Source organism: Shouchella oshimensis, from assembly GCF_004375095.1.
Lineage (GTDB): Bacteria > Bacillota > Bacilli > Bacillales > Bacillaceae_D > Shouchella > Shouchella oshimensis.
This window is the reverse complement of the sequence record NZ_SNUX01000004.1, coordinates 97,938-122,669: the sequence shown is the minus strand read 5'-3', so window position 1 is coordinate 122,669 and position 24,732 is coordinate 97,938. Positions and strand designations below refer to the sequence as shown.

Annotated in this window: 21 protein-coding genes and 1 riboswitch; of the genes, 12 read left to right on the top strand and 9 right to left on the bottom strand. The window is 39.8% G+C overall.

Annotated features, from left to right (window positions below; all coding sequences use genetic code 11):
- Positions 1-49 precede the first annotated feature (49 nt).
- On the bottom strand, positions 50-946 hold the full coding sequence (locus tag E2L03_RS16190; RefSeq protein WP_038483280.1) for a helix-turn-helix transcriptional regulator: 897 nt from the start codon (positions 944-946) through the stop codon (positions 50-52).
- Positions 947-1,146: 200 nt separating this feature from the next.
- On the opposite strand from E2L03_RS16190, the gene E2L03_RS16185 reads away from it, so the two are divergent.
- Genes E2L03_RS16185 through E2L03_RS16175 form a run of 3 tightly spaced genes read left to right on the top strand, consistent with a single transcriptional unit; the run spans position 1,147 to position 4,233 of the window.
- The gene (locus E2L03_RS16185; RefSeq protein WP_038483277.1) at positions 1,147-2,424 is read left to right on the top strand and encodes an ABC transporter substrate-binding protein; all 1,278 of its coding nucleotides are present in this window, start codon (positions 1,147-1,149) and stop codon (positions 2,422-2,424) included.
- Between the two features lie 59 nt (positions 2,425-2,483).
- Positions 2,484-3,365, top strand: coding sequence for a carbohydrate ABC transporter permease (locus tag E2L03_RS16180; protein WP_038483274.1), 882 nt, complete (start codon positions 2,484-2,486; stop codon positions 3,363-3,365).
- Positions 3,346-4,233: a carbohydrate ABC transporter permease gene (locus E2L03_RS16175; protein ID WP_078440033.1), complete on the top strand. Its 888-nt coding sequence runs from the start codon at positions 3,346-3,348 to the stop codon at positions 4,231-4,233. Before E2L03_RS16180 ends, E2L03_RS16175 begins: the two co-directional genes overlap by 20 nt.
- A gap of 208 nt (positions 4,234-4,441) precedes the next feature.
- Here E2L03_RS16175 and E2L03_RS16170 read toward each other — a convergent pair whose 3' ends face one another.
- Entirely contained in the window at positions 4,442-5,950 is a 1,509-nt protein-coding gene (locus E2L03_RS16170; protein WP_038483271.1) for a Na+/H+ antiporter NhaC family protein, read from the bottom strand.
- Between the two features lie 159 nt (positions 5,951-6,109).
- Between E2L03_RS16170 and pepT the strand changes: the two genes are divergently transcribed.
- The 7 genes from pepT to E2L03_RS16135 all read left to right on the top strand — a co-directional run bounded on the left by pepT (position 6,110) and on the right by E2L03_RS16135 (position 14,916).
- Positions 6,110-7,336: a peptidase T gene (gene pepT, locus E2L03_RS16165; RefSeq protein WP_134259641.1), complete on the top strand. Its 1,227-nt coding sequence runs from the start codon at positions 6,110-6,112 to the stop codon at positions 7,334-7,336.
- A 19-nt stretch (positions 7,337-7,355) separates the two neighbouring features.
- Entirely contained in the window at positions 7,356-8,198 is an 843-nt protein-coding gene (locus E2L03_RS16160; RefSeq protein WP_134259640.1) for a GNAT family N-acetyltransferase, read from the top strand.
- Positions 8,199-8,372: 174 nt separating this feature from the next.
- A complete protein-coding gene (locus tag E2L03_RS16155) occupies positions 8,373-10,043 on the top strand; it encodes an extracellular solute-binding protein (protein ID WP_243839542.1) in 1,671 nt (556 codons plus the stop codon).
- Positions 10,044-10,143: 100 nt separating this feature from the next.
- Complete coding sequence (locus E2L03_RS16150; protein ID WP_134259639.1) at positions 10,144-11,865, top strand: cache domain-containing sensor histidine kinase; 1,722 nt, start codon at positions 10,144-10,146, stop codon at positions 11,863-11,865.
- Between the two features lie 4 nt (positions 11,866-11,869).
- Positions 11,870-13,057: a response regulator gene (locus E2L03_RS16145; RefSeq protein ID WP_134259638.1), complete on the top strand. Its 1,188-nt coding sequence runs from the start codon at positions 11,870-11,872 to the stop codon at positions 13,055-13,057.
- A 77-nt stretch (positions 13,058-13,134) separates the two neighbouring features.
- Positions 13,135-14,019: an ABC transporter permease gene (locus tag E2L03_RS16140; protein ID WP_095151181.1), complete on the top strand. Its 885-nt coding sequence runs from the start codon at positions 13,135-13,137 to the stop codon at positions 14,017-14,019.
- Positions 14,020-14,034: 15 nt separating this feature from the next.
- Positions 14,035-14,916, top strand: a complete 882-nt coding sequence (locus E2L03_RS16135; protein ID WP_035394770.1) for a carbohydrate ABC transporter permease — start codon at positions 14,035-14,037, stop codon at positions 14,914-14,916.
- A 40-nt stretch (positions 14,917-14,956) separates the two neighbouring features.
- Here the strand turns inward: E2L03_RS16135 and E2L03_RS16130 are convergent, their stop codons facing one another.
- The 4 genes from E2L03_RS16130 to E2L03_RS16115 all read right to left on the bottom strand — a co-directional run bounded on the left by E2L03_RS16130 (position 14,957) and on the right by E2L03_RS16115 (position 18,306).
- Positions 14,957-15,208 (bottom strand): hypothetical protein, encoded by a 252-nt coding sequence (locus E2L03_RS16130; RefSeq protein ID WP_051667631.1) that lies wholly within the window; start codon positions 15,206-15,208, stop codon positions 14,957-14,959.
- Positions 15,205-15,783, bottom strand: coding sequence for a sigma-70 family RNA polymerase sigma factor (locus tag E2L03_RS16125; protein ID WP_055736859.1), 579 nt, complete (start codon positions 15,781-15,783; stop codon positions 15,205-15,207). The genes E2L03_RS16130 and E2L03_RS16125 overlap by 4 nt, the downstream gene beginning before the upstream one ends.
- 258 nt (positions 15,784-16,041) lie before the next feature.
- Positions 16,042-16,803 (bottom strand): L-2-amino-thiazoline-4-carboxylic acid hydrolase, encoded by a 762-nt coding sequence (locus E2L03_RS16120; protein ID WP_241742031.1) that lies wholly within the window; start codon positions 16,801-16,803, stop codon positions 16,042-16,044.
- Between the two features lie 201 nt (positions 16,804-17,004).
- Positions 17,005-18,306 carry an alpha-glucosidase/alpha-galactosidase gene (locus E2L03_RS16115; RefSeq protein WP_055736860.1) on the bottom strand — a complete coding sequence of 434 codons (1,302 nt, stop codon included), beginning with the start codon at positions 18,304-18,306 and terminating at the stop codon, positions 17,005-17,007.
- Positions 18,307-18,463: 157 nt separating this feature from the next.
- On the opposite strand from E2L03_RS16115, the gene E2L03_RS16110 reads away from it, so the two are divergent.
- A complete protein-coding gene (locus tag E2L03_RS16110; RefSeq protein ID WP_038483245.1) occupies positions 18,464-19,351 on the top strand; it encodes an AraC family transcriptional regulator in 888 nt (295 codons plus the stop codon).
- The gene (locus E2L03_RS16105) at positions 19,351-20,976 is read left to right on the top strand and encodes a YndJ family protein (protein WP_134259637.1); all 1,626 of its coding nucleotides are present in this window, start codon (positions 19,351-19,353) and stop codon (positions 20,974-20,976) included. Before E2L03_RS16110 ends, E2L03_RS16105 begins: the two co-directional genes overlap by 1 nt.
- Here the strand turns inward: E2L03_RS16105 and fni are convergent.
- The 3 genes from fni to E2L03_RS16090 form a co-directional block, all read right to left on the bottom strand.
- Positions 20,973-22,022: a type 2 isopentenyl-diphosphate Delta-isomerase gene (fni, locus tag E2L03_RS16100; protein ID WP_095150691.1), complete on the bottom strand. Its 1,050-nt coding sequence runs from the start codon at positions 22,020-22,022 to the stop codon at positions 20,973-20,975. The genes E2L03_RS16105 and fni overlap by 4 nt on opposite strands.
- 146 nt (positions 22,023-22,168) lie before the next feature.
- Entirely contained in the window at positions 22,169-23,539 is a 1,371-nt protein-coding gene (gene mgtE / locus E2L03_RS16095) for a magnesium transporter (RefSeq protein WP_038483238.1), read from the bottom strand.
- Positions 23,540-23,734: 195 nt separating this feature from the next.
- Positions 23,735-23,902: riboswitch (M-box (ykoK) riboswitch) on the bottom strand.
- Between the two features lie 83 nt (positions 23,903-23,985).
- Positions 23,986-24,657 (bottom strand): nitroreductase family protein, encoded by a 672-nt coding sequence (locus E2L03_RS16090; protein ID WP_166740344.1) that lies wholly within the window; start codon positions 24,655-24,657, stop codon positions 23,986-23,988.
- Positions 24,658-24,732: the final 75 nt, after the last annotated feature.

Here is a 24,732-nt window from a genome sequence, read left to right as displayed (position 1 = left end):
TTTTGAATAGTATTACGAAAAAAGATATCGTATTGTTACATTTGTCATGTTACTCATGTTTCGTTTTACGTAAATAAATCTGTGAGAAATCGCCTTTTTTGCGAAAAAAACTTGCGCTGGATCCAGTGTAACGTCGGAAAACTTTATGAAAATAATTTACATCGAGAAAGCCCACCTCGAAAGAAATATCTTTAATGGGACGGTTCGTGTGTATTAACATAGAACAGGCTTTCCGAATTCGGAGTTCGCGAACAAATTCCATTGGTGTTGCCCCGGTTTGCTTTTTAAACAATCGTGTCAAACTATAGCGTGATAACCCAATCTGTTCCGCTACATCATCTAAAGAAATCTGTTTGTGAAAATTGGATTCGATATAGGAGTAGGCTTGCTGATAATAATAGGAATCCCCTTTTGGCGTATGAGAGTGCAGCGTTCGAAAGCATTCAAGTAAAAATTGATAGCCTTGGGCTGCCGCTAGGTAAGGGTCCCGAAGTCTGTCGGCTTTTGTTTCCGCATAAATAGAGAACAACGAGCGAATTAAATAGCTATCTGGTGAAAGTGGGACAACTGGTCCCGTTTCTTGAATGAGACGTGACCAAATATCTTCGACTGTCGGGCCTTGCAACGCAATGTAAATAAATTCCCACGGCTCTTTCCCATCTTCAGGGTAATAGTAACGATGATCACCAGGAACAGCAATGATAAAGGCCTCATGCTGATGAACTGTAAAGGTTCGACCATCAATTTCTAACTTACCTGAACCTGCAATGGTATATTGAAAGATTAGTGTATTATGATCTACATTTCTTGCTTGCCCATCCCAATAATAAGAAGGATCTGATCGTACTTCCCACCCGATATTCCATAAACTGAGTAAACCGGTTTCAGGTAAGAACTGAAACGTGAATGAGTGTGTACCTCTAATAAAGGCTGAGTGATCAGTCATAAGAAAATCCTCCTAGAATGGAATCATGGTATAGACCGCAAAAAATTACCCTTGTCATAAAAAATTTTACAGACAACGAAAAGTGGAATCTGTTCTATAATAATGATATGAACCTTTTTTAAACGCAACGTAATCGTTTTCGTCATTTTTTTAATAGTACAACTTGTAAACGTTTTCAATCAATCGGGGGAGTGAAAAAAATGAAAAAAGTTTTTGGCGTTGGTTTCGTTTCTGCATTAGCTATCACGACATTGGCTGCTTGTGGATCAGGGTCAGACTCATCTACCGGAACTAACGGAGATGTTGTTGAGTTATCGTTTTCTGCATGGGGCAATCCTGCTGAACTGGATGTATACAACCGGGCGGTAGATGCGTTTAATGAAATGCAGGATGACGTTCAAGTGACGTTAACAGGCTTACCAAACGATAATTATTTCCAAACGTTAACAACTCGTTTACAAGGCGGTCAAGCACCAGATGTGTTTTATGTCGGTGCCGAGAATATTTCTACTCTTATGTCAAATGGCACAATTGAACCATTATCAGATTTTTTAGAAAGTGGAGATTCGTACGTTACGGAAGATGAATTTACTGAAGATATCTGGGGTGCTTCAAGAAACGATGGCATTGTTTATGGATTACCAGTTGATTGTAACCCTATTCTCATGTACTACAACAAAGCATTATTAGAAGAGAACAATATTCCGTCTCCTCAAGAATTATATGAGAACGGTGAATGGAATTGGGACACATTTGAAGACATCACGGGTCAATTAAATGAATCTGGTAATCATGGGTACATGCAAGAAAGTGGTCATGGGGCGATGCTAAACTGGATTTGGACAAATGGCGGGGAGTTTGCGACTGAGGATGCAATTGTTGGAGACACTGATGGAAAAACGATGGAAGCATTCGAATATGTTGATCGAATGATAGATGAGGGAAACTTTACTTATGCAGGAACGATGCCTGAAGGTCAAGGAATTGAAGCGATGTTTATGTCTAACCAAGTTGGATTCGTTTCAGCTGGTCGTTGGTTAACGCCAATGTTTTTAGACACAAGTATTGATTTTGACTACATTCCATTTCCTTCTAATACAGATGAACAAATTGAAACAGCTAATATTGCTACTGCCTATATGGCGGTAAACTCAAAATCAGATCACGTAGAAGAAGCAATGAAATTCATTTCCTACTACACATCCACAGATGGACAGGAAGTACGTTTGGATGGGGAAGGGAATGCGGTTCCTTCGGTTGTTGGTATTGATGAAATTGTCTTAAACCAGGATCGTCCGGAACATGGTCAATATTTGCTAGATGCTCGTAGTGTGGGGCGAGTCATTGGTCTTGAATTTACATCTCCAGGGTTAAGTGAAGATTTAGAAGATATATATGAATTAATGATGCTTGGCGATATTGATGCAGGGGATGCGTTAGAGCAAGCAACAGCAAAAGCAAAAGCAGCGGTTGAATAAATAGAGAAACATGGATAGGGGGAGCTTGTCTCCTCCTCTTTCTCAAAGGAGGGGTTGTTTTGTTTACAAAACGTGAGAAATGGTGGGGATACGCGTTTATTGCACCACAGATGATTGGAATGATTCTCTTTTCTTTATTACCGCTACTATTCGCTTTTGGTATAAGCTTTATGCATTGGGACGGGTTTGGAGAACGAACCTTTGTAGGACTTGAAAATTACATTACACAATTTCAAGATACTAATTTTAGAGCGGCGTTACGAAATACAACGATCTACTCGCTCATTGTCATACCTGGAGGGATAGCTGCTGCACTTCTTTCAGCTTTAGCCCTTAATAAAGTAAAAGGAAAAGATTTTTATCGAATGTTCTTTTTTATGCCTGTCGTCACAAGCTCAGTTTCTATCGCCGTCATTTGGATGTGGTTGTTAAACGGTGATTTTGGATTGATTAATCAAGTGCTTGCGTCTGTTGGTATTGATGGACCAAATTGGTTAACAGATCGACGTTTTGTTCTTCCATCAATCGCAATGCTGAGTATTTGGTGGGGACTTGGAACGAATATGGTTATTTTCTTAGCTGGTCTTCAAGGAATTTCAAGAAGTTACTATGAGGCGGCCGAGATTGATGGCGCTTCGGCTTGGCAGAAATTTAGAAACATTACGATGCCATTATTATCTCCAACAACGTTCTTTGTTGCGATTATGACAGTAATCGGTTCATTCCAAGTGTTTGACCAAGCATACGTAATGACACAAGGAGGACCAGGAAACGCCAGTTATACACTCGTGCTTCATATTTTTGATGAAGCCTTTACGCGAAGTTCGTTCGGTACGAGTACGTCTGCGGCAATGATATTATTTGTCATTATTTTAATCTTTACTTTAATCCAGTTTACGGTTTCAAGAAAGTGGGTGCACTATGAAGACAACGGCAGATAACGCACAGCGCCAATTACAACCTCCTGTTCAACCAGCAGTGAAGCGAAGAGTGAAACCCTCTACGGTTTTGCTTCATCTTGCACTCATTTTAGGTTCTATTGTTATGGCAGGACCGTTTATTTGGATGGGATTGAGCAGTTTAAAGTCGTTTGAGCAAATGTTTTCCATTCCCCCCACTATTATTCCAGATCCTATTATGTGGAGTAATTTTGTTGATTCCCTAAATGCAATGCCGTTTGGGCGAGCATACTGGAATAGCTTCTATATCTCAACTATTGTAGTGCTTAGTCAGATTATTACGTGCTCGATGGCAGCTTATGCTTTTGCCAAATTAAAGTTTCCAGGTTCCAAAGTGTTGTTCATTGCCTTTTTAGCAACGATGATGGTGCCTATGCAAGTAACGCTTATTCCGCTTTATCTCATATTAGATCAGCTTCAATGGGTAAATACCCATTTATCCATTATTGTTCCTAATGCACTTTTTAATGCATTCGGCGTTTTCTTACTTAGACAATTTATGCTTGGGATTCCAAAAGAAATGGAAGAGGCAGCAGTAATGGATGGTGCCAACCCTGCTTTTATCTATTTGCGGATTATGTTGCCGCTAATAAAACCTGCTTTAGCAGCATTTGGAATCTTTTCGTTTATCGGCATCTGGAATAACTTTATCCAGCCGCTTACTTTTCTAAGTAGTACTGAGTTGTTCACGGTTCCCCTTTTACTGGCCATGTTCAAAGGATTGTATGTTACACAATGGCCTTTACTAATGGCAGGCGCTACAATATCTGTTGTTCCTGTATTGATTGTTTATTTCTTCGCACAACGGCAAATTATCGAAGGAATTGCATTAACAGGTGTAAAGGGTTAATTACGAGGGCTTATTGACGAAAAAACGTCAATAAGCTTTTTTTACGATCATAAAAAGAGCCACACCGTCCCTAAACAAAAGGGACGATGTGGTCATGGTTTCACCTCAATTAATTGCGTGCGCAGTCATCTTCATGAACATAACGGTTGATCGGGTACGGATTAGCTCGGTAACAGCTATGATCACTTTTGAAATAGCAACTCTCTTTTTAGATTTGAGCATGTTTTGGTTTTCGTTTTCCTATGAGGAAGACGGCTATCATCATGAAAGCTAATGCAGCTAAAAAGACGAGTGAGCTTCCTGTAATACCAGCAAAAATAAAGACGATAAATGCAATGAAACCATTTAACAAAGCATACGGGAATTGCGTTTTAACGTGATCGACATTATCGCAACCTGCACCAGTAGATGAAAGAATGGTTGTATCAGAAATAGGTGAACAATGATCTCCGAATATGCCTCCTGAGAGAACCGCTCCGATACAAACCGCGAGATGGGCATCCAGTCCAAAAGCCATCGGTATCGCAAACGGCATCATAATCGCAAATGTTCCCCAGGACGTTGCAGTTGCCAACGAGATACAGACTGCCACAAGGAAGAGAATTGCAGGAACAAGGTAACCAGGAACACTGTCTTGTAATAACTCTATCACATAGTTTGCCGTCCCCATTTCACTCATAACGGTTCCTAATGCCCAAGCTAATACAAGTGTAGCTAATACAAACACCATCTTCTGCATTCCTTTTGAATAAAGCTCAAATGCTTCCGAGAACCGTTTTACTTTTAATAAAACCATTAAGCCAATAAGAACAATACTAGCAAACAAGTAAGCCGTACTTAAAGCAACCCGAAAATCACCGCCGGCAACAGGTTCAAATGGAAAGCCATGGGTTAGCAAAAGGCCAAATAATGTAACGAAGAGTGTTAATAATGGTAACCAAATTAACACCGCATAACTTTTTTGGTTCTCATCAACTGGCTCACTGTAACGAAGGGGACGAGAGGTCTTCCAGTACAATTCACCAGTTTTTTCAACACGTTGTTCTGCTCGTGCCATTGGGCCAAAATCTAATTTGGTTAAAGCGATAAACGGAACAATCGCGACAGCTAAGATCGGGTAAAGCTGAAACGGAATGGCCTGAAGAAAAGCGGTAAATTCAGACATGTCCGAACCAATGTTATCAAACTCTTGACGAATTAACCCCATGATGTAAACACCCCAGCCGATAAAAGGAATCATAACGGCAAGTGGGGAAGCGGTAGAATCAATAATCCACGCTAATTTTTCTCGAGATAATTTTGCTTTATCAAAAATCTTCTCAAAGATGGGACCAACAATTAAAGGAGAGCCTAAATCAGAAAAGAAGATCGTTAAACCCCCGACATAAGCTGCCATCTGTGTTTTAGCCTTTGTATCTAAAAAGCGGACAACTCGCTTTGCTAACGCGGCTGATCCACCTGATTTCTCAATCAATCCAACAAATCCACCGATAAATAAGAGTAAAACAAGGACGGCAGCATTGTAGCTATCTGTTAATTGAGGGAATAAATATTCACCTATTGTTTCTGTAGTCGCTGTTATTGGGTTGCCGCTAGTAAGTAAAAGAACGCCAGCAAACAATCCGGTAAACAGAGAAACGAGTACGTTCTTAGTTGTAATCGCTAATCCTATCGCTATAAGCGGGGGAATGAGCGAGATGAAGCCCATGTGTTCCATTCGTATCCTCCTACACTTTCTGTAAATTGAATAAGTTAATAAATATGCATAGATATGAATATATCATAGTTTATCAAATGGTGCGATCATTTTTTTCTGTGCATTGTAAAAAAAGATCGCTATACTAAAGCTAATACAATTGGAAAAGAGGTTAGCTCATTGAAACAACAACTTATTGAACGCTTAATGCGCTATGCAAAAATAAATACGCAGTCATCAGAAGCCAGTCATGAGGTGCCAACAACGAAGGGGCAGCTTGAGCTCGGGCAGTTACTGGTAGAAGAGTTAGAACAGATTGGTATGACCGACGTGAGTATGGATGAGAATGGGTATGTAATGGCAACACTTGAAGCAACTACCGACAAATCAACTCCGACAATTGGATTTTTAGCACATACGGATACAGCGACAGACTTTACAGGTGAAGGTGTACATCCACAAGTGCATGAGAACTACAGTGGAGGCGACATTCAGCTCAACGAAACGATTACGCTGTCGCCAAAACAATTCCCAGAATTAGCAAACTACGTTGGTCACACGCTCATGACAACAGATGGAACGACGTTGCTTGGCGCAGACGATAAAGCTGGTATTGCTGAAATCGTTACAGCAATGGCGTATTTAATCGACAACCCCTCTATTAAGCACGGCAAGATTCGAGTGGCGTTTACACCAGATGAAGAAATTGGAAGAGGGCCACATCACTTCGATGTTGAAGCTTTTAACGCTGATTTTGCCTACACGTTAGATGGGGGACCGCTAGGTGAATTTCAATATGAGAGCTTTAATGCGGCAGCAGCGAAGGTTTGTTTTCAAGGTGTGAGCACCCATCCAGGCACAGCAAAGAATAAAATGGTTAATGCCATGAAGCGTGCCATGGAATTTAATGATCAATTGCCTGCAGATGAGGCGCCTGAATTTACGGAAGGCTACGAGGGTTTTTATCATCTTCTATCAATGAAGGGTGATACGGATTATGCGGAATTGCATTACATCATTCGTGATTTTGACCGTAAAGCATTCGCTAATCGAAAAGCAAAAATGGAATCTGTTGTAAGGCAGATGCAAGGAAAACACGGTGATCACAATGTCACACTTGAAATTCGTGACCAATATTACAATATGAGAGAGAAGATCGAGCCTAATCCAGAGATTGTTGATGTAGCATTAGATGCTATGAAAGCATGCGACATTGACCCAATTGTTGGACCAATACGTGGTGGTACCGATGGCTCCCAGCTGTCTTATAAAGGATTACCAACGCCAAATATATTCACTGGAGGACAAAATTATCACGGGCGTTATGAATATATATCCGTTGACGATATGGAAAAAGCAGTCCAAGTCATTGTGAACATTGCTCAAATGGTAGAACAGAGAGCGTAGATAGAAAGGAGGCGGTGAGGTGAAGGTTCATCTGTATAGAGACAGTGACGTTTTTTACAACGAAAGTGTAAGAGCGTTAAAGGAGAACAGCGCCGAAAATAGTTTATTCTTAGGTTTATTACAGCAAACAATAAGAGGGAACAACCCTCCATTGTTTATGTGTAGAGCTGAAAATGATGTGTTTTGCTTGCAGACAATACCGAACCAAGCCGTCTTAGCTTTTAAAACGCGCCAACCTTCAGCTTCCACAATGAATATGCTCGTTCAAGCGCTAAAGGATCGACCCATTACTCGCTTTATCGGCGTCAAGGAACCGGTCCTGCGACTGGCTCACCTATTAGCTAAAGTGAGATCAAGTTCTGTGCTGACAATAATGAAACAGCGATTGTATCAATTAAATCATGCATCTTTAATTCCTTTAACTAGCGGAACGATTCGAAAGATGAAGCGAGAAGATCTTCCATTTGTTGCAAAATGGATTCAAGAATTTGACGATGAAGCGAATCTATCAGAGAAGCGCATTACGGTAAAGGAAGCTGAAAAAACCGCACGACAGCAGCTGGATAAAGGTGGTTTATATCTATTAGAAGTGGATGGCATTCCTGTAGCGATGGCGAATGCTACGAGAAAAATTGGTCAAAGTGTGACAATTAATTTAGTATACACACCAAGACCGTTTCGTAAAAAAGGATACGCTACAAGTTGCGTCACTGCTTTATGCCATCAGTGTATAAAAGATGGGTTTTCCGTTGTGTTACTGTATACAGACTTAGGTAACCCTACTTCTAATCATATTTACCAAGAAATTGGGTTTGAGCCAGTTAGTGATTCCATTGTAATGGAAGTGAAAAAGGTCGATTAATGGCCTTTTTTTGTTGTGAACAAAAGTTGCTGTAAAGGATGACAACAGAGTGTTATAAATCTAAAAGAAGTATTATTTTAAAAGTGTAATAGAAGCGATATAGTGAAATGAAAGGGCTTTCAAAAAGAGGTAGGAAGAAGCCTAATTACACAAAAAGGTAAGGGGGAGCAAGAAGTGAAAAGATATGGATCAATTTTAATGACCAGTGTTGCTGTGATAGCGCTTGCAGCTTGTAGCAATACGTCTAACGACCGAGAGAGCACGGTGGAAGCTGTAGCATCTGCTGATGAATTGCCAGAGCGATTTGAAGAGCCTGTAAGGTTAGACTTAATTAAACATGTCTCAGGTGATATATTTTTTCGAGACGGTGAAACAATTGAAAATAATGTTCATACAGAATGGGTAAAAGACACGTTTAACATTGATTTAAACTATATGTGGACTACTAGTGGACCTGGTGAGACATTTGAAACGAAGCTTCAACTAGAGATGTCTTCAAATCAACCATTACCGTCTATTTTAGCGTTAAGAAGTCCTCTGACACAGGATTTAATTGATTCTGGACGGGTAAAAGAGGTCGGAGAATTGTTTGATAAATATGCATCCGATACGTGGAAAGAAGCAATGGCAGCTGATCCACATGCATGGGACCCCTACACGCGAGAAGAAGGGCGATTTGCCATTCCCATATTAGATTATGAAATGAATGGTGATACCGTTCTGTTCATTCGACAAGATTGGATGGACAATCTAGGTCTTGACGCTCCTGAAACGTTGGAGGACATCGAAGCAATCATGGATGCATTTGTGAATGGTGACCCTACTGGAACCGGGGAAAAAGTATACGGGCTTGCTGCAGGCTTTACCAACCAATTAAACACGTGGATGTCAACGGTAGACTGGGTTTTTGGTGCACATGGTGGTATGCCAAATCAGTACAATCTTGCTGAAGATGGCAGCCTCGTAAACGGAGATATCCAGCCAGAAATAAAAGATGGTTTAGAGACGCTAAAACAGTGGATGGATAAAGGCTACCTTCATCCAGAGTCTGGTTTATGGGATGAAGGTAAGGCTGCAGAGTTGTTTACGGCTGGTCGTGCTGGAATCATTGCAGGTCCACATTGGATGCCAGATTGGCCATTAGCGGAAGTGTTGGAAAATGTAGAAGGTGCGGAGTATAAAGCGTATGATATTCCAACTGGACCAAATGGACAAAAAGGCCGTTCAACAGGAATTACATCGCAAAATGGGGCGGTGATGTTTAATGAAAATGCGACAGAAGATGAGATTCAAGCATTTTTTGTCTATCAAAACTATTTATTTGAGAACTTCGCCAATCCAGACGAAGGAAGCGAGTTTGAATATGGTTTTGCTGAAGGATACGACTATGTCTTCGAAGGTAATGATGTGAAGTATGGGGAAGATGACATTCCAGGTGGGAGGATCGATCCGGTAAAATATACACTTACATTTGATGGTGCACGAATCCCAAGTCTTTATATTAACGCGCTTGCGGATTTCGCAAGAGGAGAAGAGCCACAAACCCCGTTTGAGCGCAAAGTTTACCTTCAATACCCGGAACAAGCATGGGAGGGTGCACGCATTGTTGTTGATAGTGCGGATGCGCAAATTCCAAGTATGTTTACAGGTCGACCGACAGAAACAATGGTTAGCCGGGGTGATGCACTTGATACGCTATTAAGCGAAGGCTTTAATAAAATAATTTATGATGAAATGCCAATTGATGAATTTGATCATCTTGTTGATCAATGGAAAAGTCAAGGCGGCGACGATGTTATGAAAGAAGTAAATGAGTGGTTTGACGTTGTAAATGCCAGTGAATGAGCAAAAAAGGGCAGCGTGAAAAGAAAACGCTGTCTTTTTCTCTGAACCATCGTACCAGCTCGTTATTTATACTTTACAATAACGCTTAGGGGGGAGCGTTATGTTCAAACAAAAAAGTTTATTTTACAAGATGGTCGTAAGCATTATGTTATTGCTTGTACCTGTTGTCATTGTCTATACGTATTCAAACATAGTTAGTGAAAGAGTCGTCCGGGAAGAAATTGATACGCGTAATATGAATCGACTTGATGTCTCAATGAATCGACTGGAAGCGGATCTTTGGCAAGTGTCGCAATTTCTTGTAGCGTTGAGCATTGATTCAGATACAAATCGGCTCAGAAATATTGATCTACTTAGTCCGTACGATTCAATAGAGCTTCAGGGGGACATTCAGGAGAAGCTATTGCTTTACCAGCAGCTTAGTACCTTTTTAGTGGATGTGACGATCTTCTTTCCAGATGGAGAAAGACAATTATCCACCATGATGAAATCCCCAGAACGACCAGAGACTTTATCTCCTTCTTGGACTTATATTGCAGACGGAAAAGGAAATGATTCGGATCGACCTTATTTTGTTCAGCACGTAAAAGACTCGATCACGCATCATAATGAGAATCAAGCTGTTATTGTTGAGGCAAGGATTTACATTGAAGCTTTCCAACACCATTTAAATGATTTAGCTCTAGCAAATGATGGCTATTCTTTTTTGTATCATCCACATCACGAATTAATTAAACCAGTAGGCACCAATCATGAGTTTCCACTGGATTACAATTTTTCACTCCAATTAAATAACGAAGAGAGAGGAACGGAACGGTTTACATTAGGTCAAGATGATTACACATTATCTTATATTTCCTCTACGAGTTTAGATTGGGTTCTCGTCGATTTGGTTCCACTAGAAGATGTGTTAAGTCCTATTGCGACAACACGAACATGGTTTTATGCAACTGGACTTGTGTTACTTCTTCTAGGTGTTGCTGCAGCTTGGTTATTAAATACGCAGCTATTGCAGCCTATTGGAACATTAAAGGATGCCATTCTCCATTTTAAAAGAGGGCACTACTATACGCGGATGGCGGTTCCAGACCAAAAGGAATTTGCTATTGCAATGAGTGGGTTTAATGATATGGCAGATCAAATTCAAACGTTAATAGAAGAAGTGTATGAAGAGAAAATTCGTTCTCAGCAAGCAACATTAAAATTGCTGCAAGCGCAAATCGATCCACACTTTTTATATAATTGCCTCTTCTATATTAAGAACATGGCGAAAATTAACAATACAGATGCTGTCGAAGCAATGGCTCTTCATTTAGGTGACTATTTCCGCTATCGAACAGAGGTAGAAAAGGAAGAAACGACGGTGGAAGAAGAATTGAAGTTAGTAAACAATTTTTTAGCTATTCATTCTTTGCGAAAGCGTGATTTAAGCTATTCAATGAATCTACCAGACGAACTTTTAAAGCAGCCTATTCCGCGACTACTTATTCAACCTATTGTGGAGAATGCCATCGTTCATGGGATAGCTGACGTAGAAGAAAGGGCAGAGATTCGAATAGATGGAGTGGTTTTAGAAGAGGGCTGGCAAATAAGCGTTAAAGATAATGGCCAAGCTGTTTCAGCCGAAACAGTAACGAGAATCCATAAGCTACTAGAATCGCAAGAAGAGGCAACCAATCATTATGGATTACGAAATGTCCATCAACGTATGCGCAATCGTTTTGGTGCAAAATCAGGCGTAGTTGTTAACTATTCTAAGCTTGGAGGTTTAAACGTTACTCTTTTATGTAAAGGGGACAAAGCTGATCAAAAAGGGGAGTGATGGTATGTACCAGCTATTAGTTGTGGATGATGAAGACGCGACCTTACAAGGATTAGCAAGCTTACCATGGCATCAACTTATGATTAGCCAGGTTCACTGTGCACACTCCGTTCGAAAAGCCCATGAAATCTTAAAGGCGTTTCCTATAGACGTTATGGTAACTGATATCCGTATGCCAGGCAGGTCAGGTCTTGAGTTATTACAGGATGTAACCGATTTTTCTATACAACCTAAATGTATTCTGCTTTCTGGCTATTCAGATTTTACCTACGCGCAAGCTGCCATAAAGGCCCAAGCAGTGGACTATTTAGTAAAACCAGTTAGGGATGAAGAGCTACTTCATGCAGTTGAACGAGCATTAGTTAAAAAGAGTGAAGAGAAAAAGGAACGGTATATGCAAGAGCAAACAGTTGCTGCAATAAAAAAGAACGTAAGTTTTTTAGCGGACTCTGTCTTTCAACCATGGATTAGGGGAGAAAAGGGGGAGGAAACGCTGAAAGCAGAGCTTCTGCATTACGGCATTGCTCACCATCGTGATATTCGTACCATTCCGATTACTGTTCGTGTTGATGATAGTAAGAATGTAAGCCATGGATGGAAGCTAATGGTTGATGAAGAACTTGCAGAAGCTTATGTGCTACTCGAAAAGCATATCTCTTTAAATACGGTCTCGTATCTTCTTTATCCTGTACATCATAACGATCCGCTAGTAGTAGAAAAAGATGTTCACGATCGTGCCATTCGATTGCGAAAAGCATTAAAAAAAGATCTTTTTTATGGAGTGACCATTAAAGTGGGAGAGCCATTAATCTTTTGGAAACAGGCAAAACGGTATCTTCATAAACCACTAATGGATTCAACCAACAAAGAAATCCAACAAGATTCGTTAGCAAAGAGAGTGAAGGAATTTATTGATGCTTCGTTTATGAAGCAGCCGTCGTTACAGGACATAGCAACGAACTTGTATTTAAATCCATCCTATGTATCAAAGCGCTTTAAAGAAGAAACCGGGGAAACAGTAACAGATTATACTCACCGCTTGCGCATGAATCGCGCAGTTACGTTATTAACAGAAACGAATATGAAGGTGAGTCTAATATCAGAAGAATTAGGGTACCAGCATGCATCTTATTTTATACGCGTATTCAAAAAAGAATTTAAGCAGACGCCCCATGAATTTAGACAGCGCTAAGGAGGGAAAGAAGCGTGGCTCAACTAAAAAACGAGACGATACAGCTTCTTGTGAAAAAGAAAAAGCAGCCTTGGAATATGAAGCGTAATTGGCCACTACACGTGCTTGTACTACCAGCGATTCTTTTTGCACTTGTATTTAACTATATTCCTTTAGCAGGTATTATAATGGCCTTTCAAAACTTTAAGCCATGGGAAGGCTTTCTAGGATCAGAATGGGTTGGGTTTGATCAGTTTATCCGCATTTTTGAATTTCAAGAAGGTAGGCAAGTGATTTGGAATACACTTGTCATTTCCACCTTTAAAATAATCTTTCAGCTTATTGTGCCGATCGTGTTTGCTTTACTATTGAATGAAGTTCGAATTATTGCTTACAAGCGCTCTATCCAAACGTTAGTCTACTTGCCCCATTTTTTGTCATGGGTTATTTTAGGCGGTATTTTACTTGATCTGTTATCGGTGGATGGTGGCTTAATTAATCAATTTATTGGCTTCTTCGGTATAAATCCAATTTTCTTTTTAGGAGATAGTGATTGGTTTCGTGTAACCGTTATCGTATCAGATGTATGGAAAGACTTCGGGTTTTCAGCAATTATTTTTCTAGCAGCATTAGCAGGGATTAATCCCAGTTTGTATGAGGCTGCAATCGTTGATGGAGCGAATCGCTTGCAACAAGTTTTGCACATTACGCTCCCAAGTTTACTACCTATTACCATTGTTGTCGCAACCCTCGCACTAGGAAATATCTTAAATGCAGGATTCGATCAAATCTTTAATTTATATAACCCTCTTGTTTACGATAAAGGCGACATCATTGACACCTATGTCTACCGACAAGGCCTACTTGGCGGGAATTTCAGTTACGCAACAGCAGTCGGTGTATTTAAATCGGTTATTGCCTTTATTTTGATCGTGACCGGTTATCGCTTAGCTTACAAGTACGCAAACTATCGCATCTTTTAAAAAGGAGGAGGAGCTATGCATCATCGAAGTCGTTCGTATAAACTGTTTTCATTATGTAATAATATCTTTCTTCTTGTTCTTGGAATTCTATGTATCTTGCCGCTTATTCATATTTTAGCTGTATCGTTTAGCGCTTCAGCCCCGGCAAATGCAAATTTGGTTCGTTTCTTTCCGATTGACTTTACATTTGCTGCTTGGGAGCAAACTCTTGGAAATGAAAATTTCTTAAGAGCCCTTTGGAATGGTGTTTTTCGAACGGTTCTTGGAACGCTAATTAGCTTAACGGTTGTGACACTGGCGGCCTATGCATTGTCAAAAGAAGATCATGAATTCCGCGGTCGAAAGTGGTATGTATATACACTTATTTTTATTATGTTGTTTAACGGTGGATTAATTCCAACGTATATTTTAATTCAAAATCTCGGAATGATTAATACGATTTGGGCACTTGTTCTACCAGGAGCAGTAAATGTGTTTAATATGATTTTACTGTTGAATTTCTTTCGAACAGGAGTGCCTAAATCGTTAGAAGAGGCGGCTTTAATAGACGGTGCCGGTCATTTTAAAATCCTTTTTCGTATTTACCTACCGATTTCCTTACCAGCACTTGCAACAGTAGGTCTATTTACAATGGTAGGCCAATGGAATTCATGGTTTGATGGGCTTATTTATTTAACCGACTCGTCTAAATACCCTTTATCTACGTTTTTGCAAACAATTATTGTACAAAATGATTATTCGCAAATGAATGTGAACCCTGACGAAGTTCGGGCATTATCAGAACGAACGGTCCGCTCCGCTCAAATCTTTATTGGTGCATTACCAATTATTCTCGTTTACCCTTTTCTTCAAAAGTACTTTGTAAAAGGGATTGTGTTAGGTTCTGTTAAAGAATAATGACTTAGTAGAATCGCTGTTCTTTTGAAATAGAGCGATTCTACTTATATTCTTTCTTTTTCTTTTCGTGACGTTGTAAATATAAACCAATGGTTTCCGCTACTTCTTCATGACCGCTAACAAACTCGTAAAACCCTGGCGCATCGATATTCTGAATAACATCCATCTTCTCATAGATTTTCATCTTTATTTCCTGTTCCAAATCCTCTCTGTTTGCTGGAGCGGTTTGGTAAAGGCTTTTTTTAATTTTCGGTTGAAAATCTTCTAAAATCTTTTCATATTGAAAACTCATTGTATAGTCACCTCGTTGTTATTTGGAACGCTTGCTTTTAACCGTTCAAGTGCGCGTTTCTTGTTGTAAGAAATTCGTTGTTCCGATGCATCTAGGAAAAGGGCAATTTCTTTGTTTTGATAGCCATAAAAATAAGAATAGATTAAAATGGTTTGTTGCATGGAATTAAGCTGTGAAAATGCTTGAGAAATATGCTTATCTGCAAATAATTCAGTAGTAGAACCTTCTTCATCCAATGCCTGTTCAAGATCACCTAGAACATCACCAGCGCGAATCATTCCAATAAAAGTAGAATAGCCATCTTCCGTTTGTTTCTCGTCTATAGAAACAGTTAAAGGCTGATTTCGTACACGCTTATCAAAATCAACTGAATACCCTTTAATAAGTTTACTAATGTATTGAACCGTTTTAATACGTGTGAAAAAACGACGAAACGCATCATCAAGTGCAAGCTGATTCATTGGAGTAGGATATTGTTGAGCAGTTAAAAAAAGCTGCTGATGCTCACGCTCTTTTAGGAATAATTCAATCATTAATCGGACGGACTGTTTTCTCTTTGTATGGGCTACATCCACATAAATGACCTCCTTGACCTCTTTTTATAATAGAGAACGTTCGTAGAAAAAATAAAAACACGAACATATTTTCGTATAAAAAAAGTATACAGAACAATTGTTCGCTAATCAAGAGCTTGTACATTGGGAAATATGATAGAGATTGAAAGAAGGCAAAAAAAAGACTACTTCAAATGACTAGAAGTAGCGAAAAAGAAGGACCTTTAAGTCGTTCATTTTATAAAAAAATTTATTTGAAGTAGCTTTTGTTCATATAGACTAATCGGATTCATCCTCTTTCATTTGAAAGCGAAAATGGCAGTCGCCTTCTTTTAACACATAGCGATCATGAACAACATCGAAGTTTGGGTTATAGCCCTTTGCAATAGAAGGATCGATCATTTGACAGTAGAGAATGCCGTGTTCACCTGTTCCGTCCTTTTTCCATTGGTTTCCGAAGGCGCAAACAGTAAAGGTTTGCTCGATTTCTTTGGGATGATAGGTGGTCTCAAATTCGAACAAATCACTACGACCCATATCATAATTTGTTAAATAGTTTTCAGCTGTGTTGGGCAATCCTTTTGCTGCTGCTCGTCTGGCGATATCTCGACCACGGGCTTCACCAAATTGTCGAACGCCTTCTTTAATTGCTTTTCTACCACTTTCACCAAAACGATCAACAACGGCTTTCGCGATATGGGCAAAAAGCTTTGCCATCATAGCGTAAATCGTATAGGGTTCAATTCCTGCCTCTTTTTGAATGTGTTCATAAGCACGCTGAGTTTCTTTGACTTCTGAAGCATTGGCTAAATGTGGAATAGAATAACGTGCACGTTCGTCAAGCTGCTTATAGGAAAGATCAGATCGTTGATTTAAATCATTCAATTGTTCATCAAGTAAGGCTTGAACCCCTTGCTCGACTTCTTTTAATCCTTCATCTCCAAATTGTTCATGGACCGCCTTTACGAGTGAAGCATATAACTTTGACGTGATCTGATCCATTGTTACTGGAACATCAGGTACATCGTTTCTCAAGGTCATAAGAGCTTCATCCTTTCTTATTCCGTCTTTTAGCTGAAAAATGGACCTTAACAGATGGTGATTATTCAGCTAGTTTATCATACTTCGTATCGTTGTTCAGTAAAGTGAGTCCTATTAGAAGGAGGGAGCCATAGCTTGAACAAATAAAAAAGAAGCTTTTACGCCTGTTCATAACGAATGGCGTGAAAAGCTTCTTTGAGCTTACGAATACGTTGGCAGGTAGTCTCCATGTGCCGCTATTAAATCATCACAAAGGGCCACGATATCATCAATAGATAATTCTGCTGATGTGTGTGGGTCGAGCATCGCCGCATGATAAATGTGGTCTTTCTTTTTAGTGATCGCTGCTTCAATAGTAAGTAACTGTGTATTAATATTTGTACGGTTAACGGCAGCAAGTTGCTCTGGTAAATCACCAACAAATGTCGGTGTTACGCCTGAACGGTCGGCTATGCACTGAACTTCTACACAAGCGTTTGTGGGCAAGTTTGAAATAAGACCACCTTTATTTAGAACATTGCCTCCAAATAAGAATGCTTCACCTGTTTCCATAGCTTCAATAATACGAGAGCCATATTCAATTGAACGTTTGTGTGTAATATCCCCGTCATTCATCAATGACTGCTTCATCTTCTCCCAGCCTTCGATTTGGTTTACACAACGTCTTGGATATTCGTCTAGAGGAATGTTAAAGCGATCAATGAGCTCTGGATAAGCTGATTTTATAAAATATGGATGGTATTCAGCATTGTGCTCTGATGATTCCGTTACATAATAGCCAAAACGCTGCATCAGTTCAAAACGCACCATATCGTGATGTTTTTCCTTGCTTTTTTCCTTTGCTCGTCTTTTAATTTCTGGATAAAGATCAACACCGTCTTTTGTGACTTCAAGTAACCAAGCCACGTGATTAATACCGGCAATTTTTTCTTGAATTCCTGTATGGTCCATGTCTAGATGCTTAAATAAGTCGCGTGTACATACTTGAACGCTATGGCATAGACCGACATTTTGAACATTTGTAAAGCGTGACAACGTTCCAGTAAGCGCAGCCATAGGGTTGGTATAATTTAGAAACCATGCGTCAGGTGCGACTTCCTCAATATCTTTTGCGATATCAAGCATGACTGGAATCGTTCGTAAAGAACGAAATAAACCGCCGATGCCAATCGTGTCGCCAATGGTTTGACGAAGCCCATATTTCTTAGGAATGTCAAAGTCGATAACGGTACTCGGTTTATAGCCACCAACTTGTATAGCGTTAATAATATAGCTAGCACCGCGTAAGGCTTCTTTGCGGTTGTCATATTTTTTAATGGTTACAGTAGACGATAAATTTTCTTTTAATTGAGTGAGAAGAGAATAGGATTCTTGCAAACGATCTGGGTTAATATCAAATAAAGCAAATTCAAATCCTTGTAAAGATTCAACATGCATACAGTCTCCAAGAACGTTCTTTGCAAAGATGGTACTACCTGCGCCAATAAATGTTAATTTCTTCATAGTGTAACCCCCTACTATTGTTATTCACAGTATAGTAATTGTTACTTTAAAAGTAGTAGAAAATTGCTGTTTACTTTATGGAAATTATTGCGCTTTCAAGAGAGTCTAGGCGCAACAAGCATTCTACGTTATACTGTGGGTCAAGGGGGAGAGAATCATGAAAGAACAAGGGCTTAAAGGTTCATATGGATTTCGCTTTCAAGAACATCCGTATCCATTTCAAGTGAATCTTTGGAATATAGGTTGGGAAGTTGTCAAGAGCCCTACGTATTCATGGAACGGGCAAACCCGAATGGATAGAGAAAAAATTGTGTTTCAATACACGCTAGCTGGTCAAGGTGCTTTAGTGTATGAAGAAAAGACTTATTCATTAGGCAAGGGACAAGCTTTTTTTGTCTCTATCCCAAGTAATCATCATTATTTTTACCCAAAAGAGGCTACTACTGATTGGGAATTTATTTATATTACATTAGAAGGAAAAGAAGCATTATCGATACACGATCATATGGTAGAGAAGTATGGACCCATACTTGTTATTGAGAAAGAGGCAGAACCTATCCGTTTGCTTTTACGCATATTATCGGAAACCGCGTCAGGAGAAATTACGAACTCTTATAGTGGCTCGCAGCGCGCATATGAATTTCTGATGACGTTGTTTCACTTTCTTGCGGTTCCACCGAAGAAAAAACTGAAAGAACCAATTACACAAGCGATCACTTATATGAAAGATCATATGAGTGACCAGTTTGACTTGGCAACAGTTGCTCATCATGTCGGTCTGTCTAAATATTATTTTATTAAACAGTTTAAACATGAATTGAACATTACACCAATGCAGTATGTTTCCATTCTACGCATTAAAAAAGCCGCTTATTTGCTTTCTAAAACCGATTTAACAGTGGCGGAGGTGGCTCATCAAGTCGGTATAGACGATGCGAATTATTTTACGAAGCTATTTAAAAAGACAGTCGGTGTGTCGGCTAGTAAGTTTCGAAAGAATGAAGATGTTCATCTTATTGACTACATTATAACGGAGTGGGAATAATGCACGTTTACTTAGTATATAGCGCCGTCTTTCTACTATGGGCGTTGTTCTTTAAGCCGACTGGTATTGATCTCGGTCTTGGTTTCGCTGTTATGGTCATTGTTCCGTTAGCGACAGTTCTTATTACGAAGACAAATAAAGATACACCGTACATACTTATTATGACGTGGCTACAGAGGTGGATGTACCTTTTTTCAATAGCTGGTTTAGCATCGATAACGGTTGAGATTGTATGGGTAGGGACGTTGTTTTCAATCGTATGGTTAGGAGCAACCTTGGTTATTGCCTGTTATGGTTTTTTTCGTTTAAGTTTACAAGGATTTCGAGATGCGGAGGAAGTACTCATAAATGTTGGGTGTATCTATCTTGCTATCGGTGGTGGTTGGTTTGTTTTATCGGCAGTACAAGCAACAACTTTTCTGTCCTATAGTCAAACGATTATCGATTTAACGGCGATTCATTTTCATTACTCTGCCTTTGTACTACCTATTGCCAGCGGTATGCTAGGACGTTGGTTGAAGCGTCAATCTATTCCATTAACTGGGTTTGCTTATTTAGCAGCAGGTATTCTTGTAGGTCCTATTCTTGTAGCACTTGGAATTGAATTTGGACCGCCTCTAGAGCCTGTTCTTGTGCTCATTTATATTTTCTTTGTTTTTTGGCTTGCTCTTATTGCCATTCGTTTTAGCTTTGTACTAAGGGGTTGGTTACGATGGTTCTTACTTCTTGCACATGTCGTTTTATTCATGACCATGGTGTTGTCTTATGTGTATAGTGCAGGGCTTGCTTGGGCCCCTCAGCGATTAACCATTCCTGATATGGTTCGTTTTCATGGCATGGCGAATGCATTTGGTTATGCATTGCTTGTACTAATGGTTTGGATTGTCGTTAGACCAAGCGCGGATCATACATTTAGAATGCCACTTCAGCCTATGAGAGGGAAGAAGTACATACAAGATCAGCTGTTTAATCATGTAGAGCTCAAGCCAACGAACGCACTTATAAAAAAGTGGCGTGAATATGAGCATGAGCAGTTTCACATTGAAAAAGTAAATCCAAACGTTTTACAGTTTCACGAACAGACTAGTCGTTACTCGTTAGAAGCAACCATTAAGTGGCAACCTCCATTCCGATGGCTGTTGCCCATCCTATTGTTTGTAACAAAACAATTAAAACAACTTTATCTGCCAGCTGGCGAGATACCAATGGAGGGGGATACATATACTCTAGTTTCAACTGATCAACAGCATACAACGGTTTGGGTTCGCAAACATGCACAAACGAAAGAGCCGATTTTTACCGCGTATTATTCAAACTGGTTAGGAAGCAAACGGTACAACTTTATTCAGTTACCGTTACCGTTTGGTGTATTAACAGGTTTATTATTACCATTGAATGATGAAGGGGACGGTCTTTATTTAATGGGAGATCAAACAGATCCTTTCACAGGTGTTTATTTGTCTTTTTGGAAGTGGACATGGAAAACACCGCTACGAGAAACGTTTCATTTAGTTGAAAAGGAAGGCACTCTTCATGCGAAGCACGCCATTTCCTTTTTTCGTAAAGAGATGATTACCATTAAATATGTGATGAATGAAGACAAGTCACCGCAGTCTGGCCTTTAAGAACGTGAAGCATATGCTTTTGTATCAATACCTCTTTCATTCAACCAATGATGCGTCTCTCCTTTTATAATAAGGGGGACGTTTTTTAACTCCTCTACAGTGTGAACATTCAAGGCAGTCATCATGTAGCGTAGCTCTTCCTGCATGCGCGTAACAGAAGCAATAACGGCATCAATGCCTTCATTCTGCAATGTCTTAATGAAGAAACCTGACATGCCTACTAGGGAGGCGCCTAATGAAAGAGCTTTAGCTATATCAACGCTTGATGTTATCCCTCCTGAAGCAATGAATGGGAGGGGGAGTTCTAATGAACGGGCTTCGAGTAATGCAATGGGTGTAGGAACCCCCCACGAATTAAAAAAGCCCAGTGAGAGTTGCCGGCGGGCGTTTTCAATTTGTGAGAAATTGGTTCCACCGGTGCCACTCACATCAACGGCATGAACGCCAGCTTCATATAGGCGTTTCACTGCTTCTTTTGTCATACCAAAACCAACTTCTTTCGCAATAACGGGTACAGGGCTTTTTGCCACAATTGCTTCCAAATTGCGTAGACGCATAGAAAAGTCCCGATCACCTTCTGGCATAGCTAGCTCTTGAATATGATTAAAATGAATTTGCAGACCATCCGCTTCAATCATATCAATCGCACGCAAGGCGTCCGATGGTGTTGCTTCGGCTCCTAAATTAGCTAAGCAAACAATGTCTGGTGCTGTATCACGAATAATTTGATACGTATGTATTTGCTCTTGATCTTTTATCGCTGCCATTTGCGACCCAACGGCCATTGGAATAGAGAAGTGTTGCGCCACTTCTGCAAGCTGCTGATTAATACGGGCTGTTTGCTTACCTCCACCGCCTGTCATTGCGTTTATGAGCAGTGGCGAGGATATGAATTTATGAAGAAAAGTGGTTTCAAGCTGGCAGCGATGAAAGGACGAGGTAGCGAGCGTTTGATGGATAAATTGGATGTCCTCAAAAGGGGAGCGCGTTTGTTCCTGCTGAATAGCTTGTTGAATATGGTCATGTTTACGTTGTTCTCTAGACAAAGACGTGCTCCTTTCTACTAGTTCATTCTCTTATTTTCTATACCCGGTTTACTTGAATTTAACCATACAGCACGCAGGTTTCGCAAGGAAGACAAGAACTAGATAAAAAAAGCTTATCGACATGAATATCGATAAGCTTTCTTTCTTTATAATAGCTGGTCAAGAAGTGTTGTTGCGATTGTAAAATAAATCATTAAACTAATAATATCGTTTAGTGTTGTAATAAAAGGTCCTGAGGCCACCGCTGGATCAATTTTTAACTTATTAATAGCGACAGGAACAGTTGCTCCAATGACTGCCGCCACACTTAATGCTGCAAAAAGTGAGAATCCAACAGTAAATGCCAAAATAAAATCGCCGTTGTAAAATAGATAAATAATACCCATCAACACAACCATACAAACAATACCGAGGATAATCCCTGTCCCAAGTTCTCTTTTTACGGTTTTCCATACACCACCACGGTCAAATGAGCCAGTTGCAATACCCCGTACTGCAACTGCTAGTGATTGGGTGCCAGTATTCCCTGCTGTCCCCATAATGAGCGGCATAAATGCAGCAAGCAGTACCACTTGTTCCAAAGTCGATTCAAATTGACCAATAATATTTGCAGTAATCAAACCAAAAAACATGAGTAAAATGAGCCAAGGTGCACGCTTCCTTGCAGCAGTTACGGCAGTTAATGATAAATCCGTCGCTCCTCGTGTTGCAGCAAATTCATCGAAATCCTCTGTTGTTTCTTCTTCTAATACATCAATGACGTCATCGACGGTAATGATTCCGACAAGTCGCTTTTCAGGTGTTACAACAGGTACTGCAAGAAAGTCATACTCTTTAATTAAGCGAGCAACATCTTCTTGATCTTCATGTTCACTTACAGATACCACTTGTGTGCTCATAATGTCTTCAACCGTCATTTCGGGTGTAGCAATAATAAGGTCACGAAGCGAAACGACACCAGCAAGTTTCTGCTGTTGATCAACGACATACAAATAGTAAATCGTTTCTGCATCAGGGGCGCTTTCTCGTAGTTCAGCAATAACCTCTTTAGCAGAAGACTCAACTGATAAGCGAACAAATTCTTTTGTCATAATCGCACCGGCAGTTTTTGGTGCATAAGCCATTAATTCTTCTACGCGCTTCGCTTCTTCCAAATCCATTGAGCTTAAAATATCGTCGGCACGTTCTGTATTAATTTCTGCTAAAAAGTCAGCAACATCATCGGCTGACATGGTGTTAAACATGGATACGGCATATTGATAGCTTAATCCTTCAAAGACAATAAGCTGATCTTCTAAATCTAACCCCTCGAATAGGTCTGCAAATTCAGCAGGGCTAAGAAATAACAACACTTGCTTTTGAAGAGGACGTTCAATTTCATGAAATAATTCCACCTGGTCCGTTGGGTGAAGCTCTAAAAAAGTTTCTCTAAAAGCCTTTAAATTCCTTGAAACAAGATGCTTTACAATTTCGTTTTTATATTCATTCCGTTTCCGGTCGGTCTTTAATTTATCCATCATGCTCTCCTCCTACTTCCTAGAAGAGAACCAAACAAAACGTGTGGAATGGCCCCCTTCTTATACTGTTAAAGCCTATCCTCGGTTTGGGTAAACTATCCATCCCACACCACCACCTTTTAGAAAAATAAAAAACCGCCTCAGCAAATGGGAGGCGGTTTGAACGCATACTAAAGAAACATATCGTATCAGTAAACTCTCCTCCATTCGTAGAGCTTTAGCACTGTGCGGCATAGGAATACATATCCAGCTACGTTAAAAACCACCTTATGTCGATGGTTTCTGTTGACCCATTGGCGTCTTTGGACATTTTTGGGTAGCAGCGTATCTCCAGCACAGGAGCCTCACCTAACGAGGGCATATAATTTCTTGCAAATTTCACTTTACAATGCATAAGACAACTTGTCAAACCTTAATTTTTGTTGTAAAGAAAAAGACTCGCTTCCTTACGAATCTTTCACTACCACACGATCTTTAAGTGGTTTTATTTCTTTTGGGTTTGGATATTCATGGGGCCTACCAAACGGCATTTGCGCAACAAGATCCCAGTTACTCGGAAGATCCCATCGTTTTTTTACTACTTCATTAACCATAGGATTATAATGTTGTAAAGAAGCACCAAAACCTTTTGCTTCAAGGGAAACCCAAATTAAATATTGAAGCATCCCATTGTATTGTCCGGCAATAGACTTTGTATGAGTAGGAGAAAATGTCTCTTGGTCATCAAAAAACAAAATAGTGCCATAAGCATGTTCAAACATTTCTAACCTTGCTTGGGTGTCAGTAAAATCAGCATAATCCATAATGCTTTTCATTTTTTCACGGGTTAACTGCCAGAAGGCATCATGCTCATCATGGAGCAATAGTACGATTCGGGCAGAAGGAGCATGTGCACTGGTTGGCATGGAGCGAATGGTGAGCTCCATTAAACGTAGAATTTCTGAATCATCTTCAACCGTATCCTTACTTAAAACGTATATAGAGCGTCTATTTTCAATCGACTGGTAAAATTCATCATCATCTTTATTCGCTCCAAATTTTTGAACAGCAGGAGGAACAGGATTCTCTTTTCTAACAGGTTGAGATTCTTTATGAAATAAACGAGAAAATTTTTTCACGAAGATGAGTGACTCCTTTCTTGTATTGTAATAGATTGACGTGATAAGAACGCTAGGATTCGATTAGACAATGTT

Excerpts from the sequence above, each read along its gene's own strand:
- E2L03_RS16190 (WP_038483280.1), bottom strand. The coding sequence starts at position 946 with ATGACTGATCACTCAGCCTTTATTAGAGGTACACACTCATTCACGTTT.
- E2L03_RS16185 (WP_038483277.1), top strand. The coding sequence starts at position 1,147 with ATGAAAAAAGTTTTTGGCGTTGGTTTCGTTTCTGCATTAGCTATCACG.
- E2L03_RS16175 (WP_078440033.1), top strand. The coding sequence starts at position 3,346 with ATGAAGACAACGGCAGATAACGCACAGCGCCAATTACAACCTCCTGTT.
- E2L03_RS16170 (WP_038483271.1), bottom strand. The coding sequence starts at position 5,950 with ATGGAACACATGGGCTTCATCTCGCTCATTCCCCCGCTTATAGCGATA.
- E2L03_RS16150 (WP_134259639.1), top strand. The coding sequence starts at position 10,144 with ATGTTCAAACAAAAAAGTTTATTTTACAAGATGGTCGTAAGCATTATG.
- E2L03_RS16145 (WP_134259638.1), top strand. The coding sequence starts at position 11,870 with ATGTACCAGCTATTAGTTGTGGATGATGAAGACGCGACCTTACAAGGA.
- E2L03_RS16140 (WP_095151181.1), top strand. The coding sequence starts at position 13,135 with ATGAAGCGTAATTGGCCACTACACGTGCTTGTACTACCAGCGATTCTT.
- E2L03_RS16135 (WP_035394770.1), top strand. The coding sequence starts at position 14,035 with ATGCATCATCGAAGTCGTTCGTATAAACTGTTTTCATTATGTAATAAT.
- E2L03_RS16130 (WP_051667631.1), bottom strand. The coding sequence starts at position 15,208 with ATGAGTTTTCAATATGAAAAGATTTTAGAAGATTTTCAACCGAAAATT.
- E2L03_RS16120 (WP_241742031.1), bottom strand. The coding sequence starts at position 16,803 with ATGACCTTGAGAAACGATGTACCTGATGTTCCAGTAACAATGGATCAG.
- E2L03_RS16115 (WP_055736860.1), bottom strand. The coding sequence starts at position 18,306 with ATGAAGAAATTAACATTTATTGGCGCAGGTAGTACCATCTTTGCAAAG.
- E2L03_RS16110 (WP_038483245.1), top strand. The coding sequence starts at position 18,464 with ATGAAAGAACAAGGGCTTAAAGGTTCATATGGATTTCGCTTTCAAGAA.
- E2L03_RS16105 (WP_134259637.1), top strand. The coding sequence starts at position 19,351 with ATGCACGTTTACTTAGTATATAGCGCCGTCTTTCTACTATGGGCGTTG.
- mgtE (WP_038483238.1), bottom strand. The coding sequence starts at position 23,539 with ATGGATAAATTAAAGACCGACCGGAAACGGAATGAATATAAAAACGAA.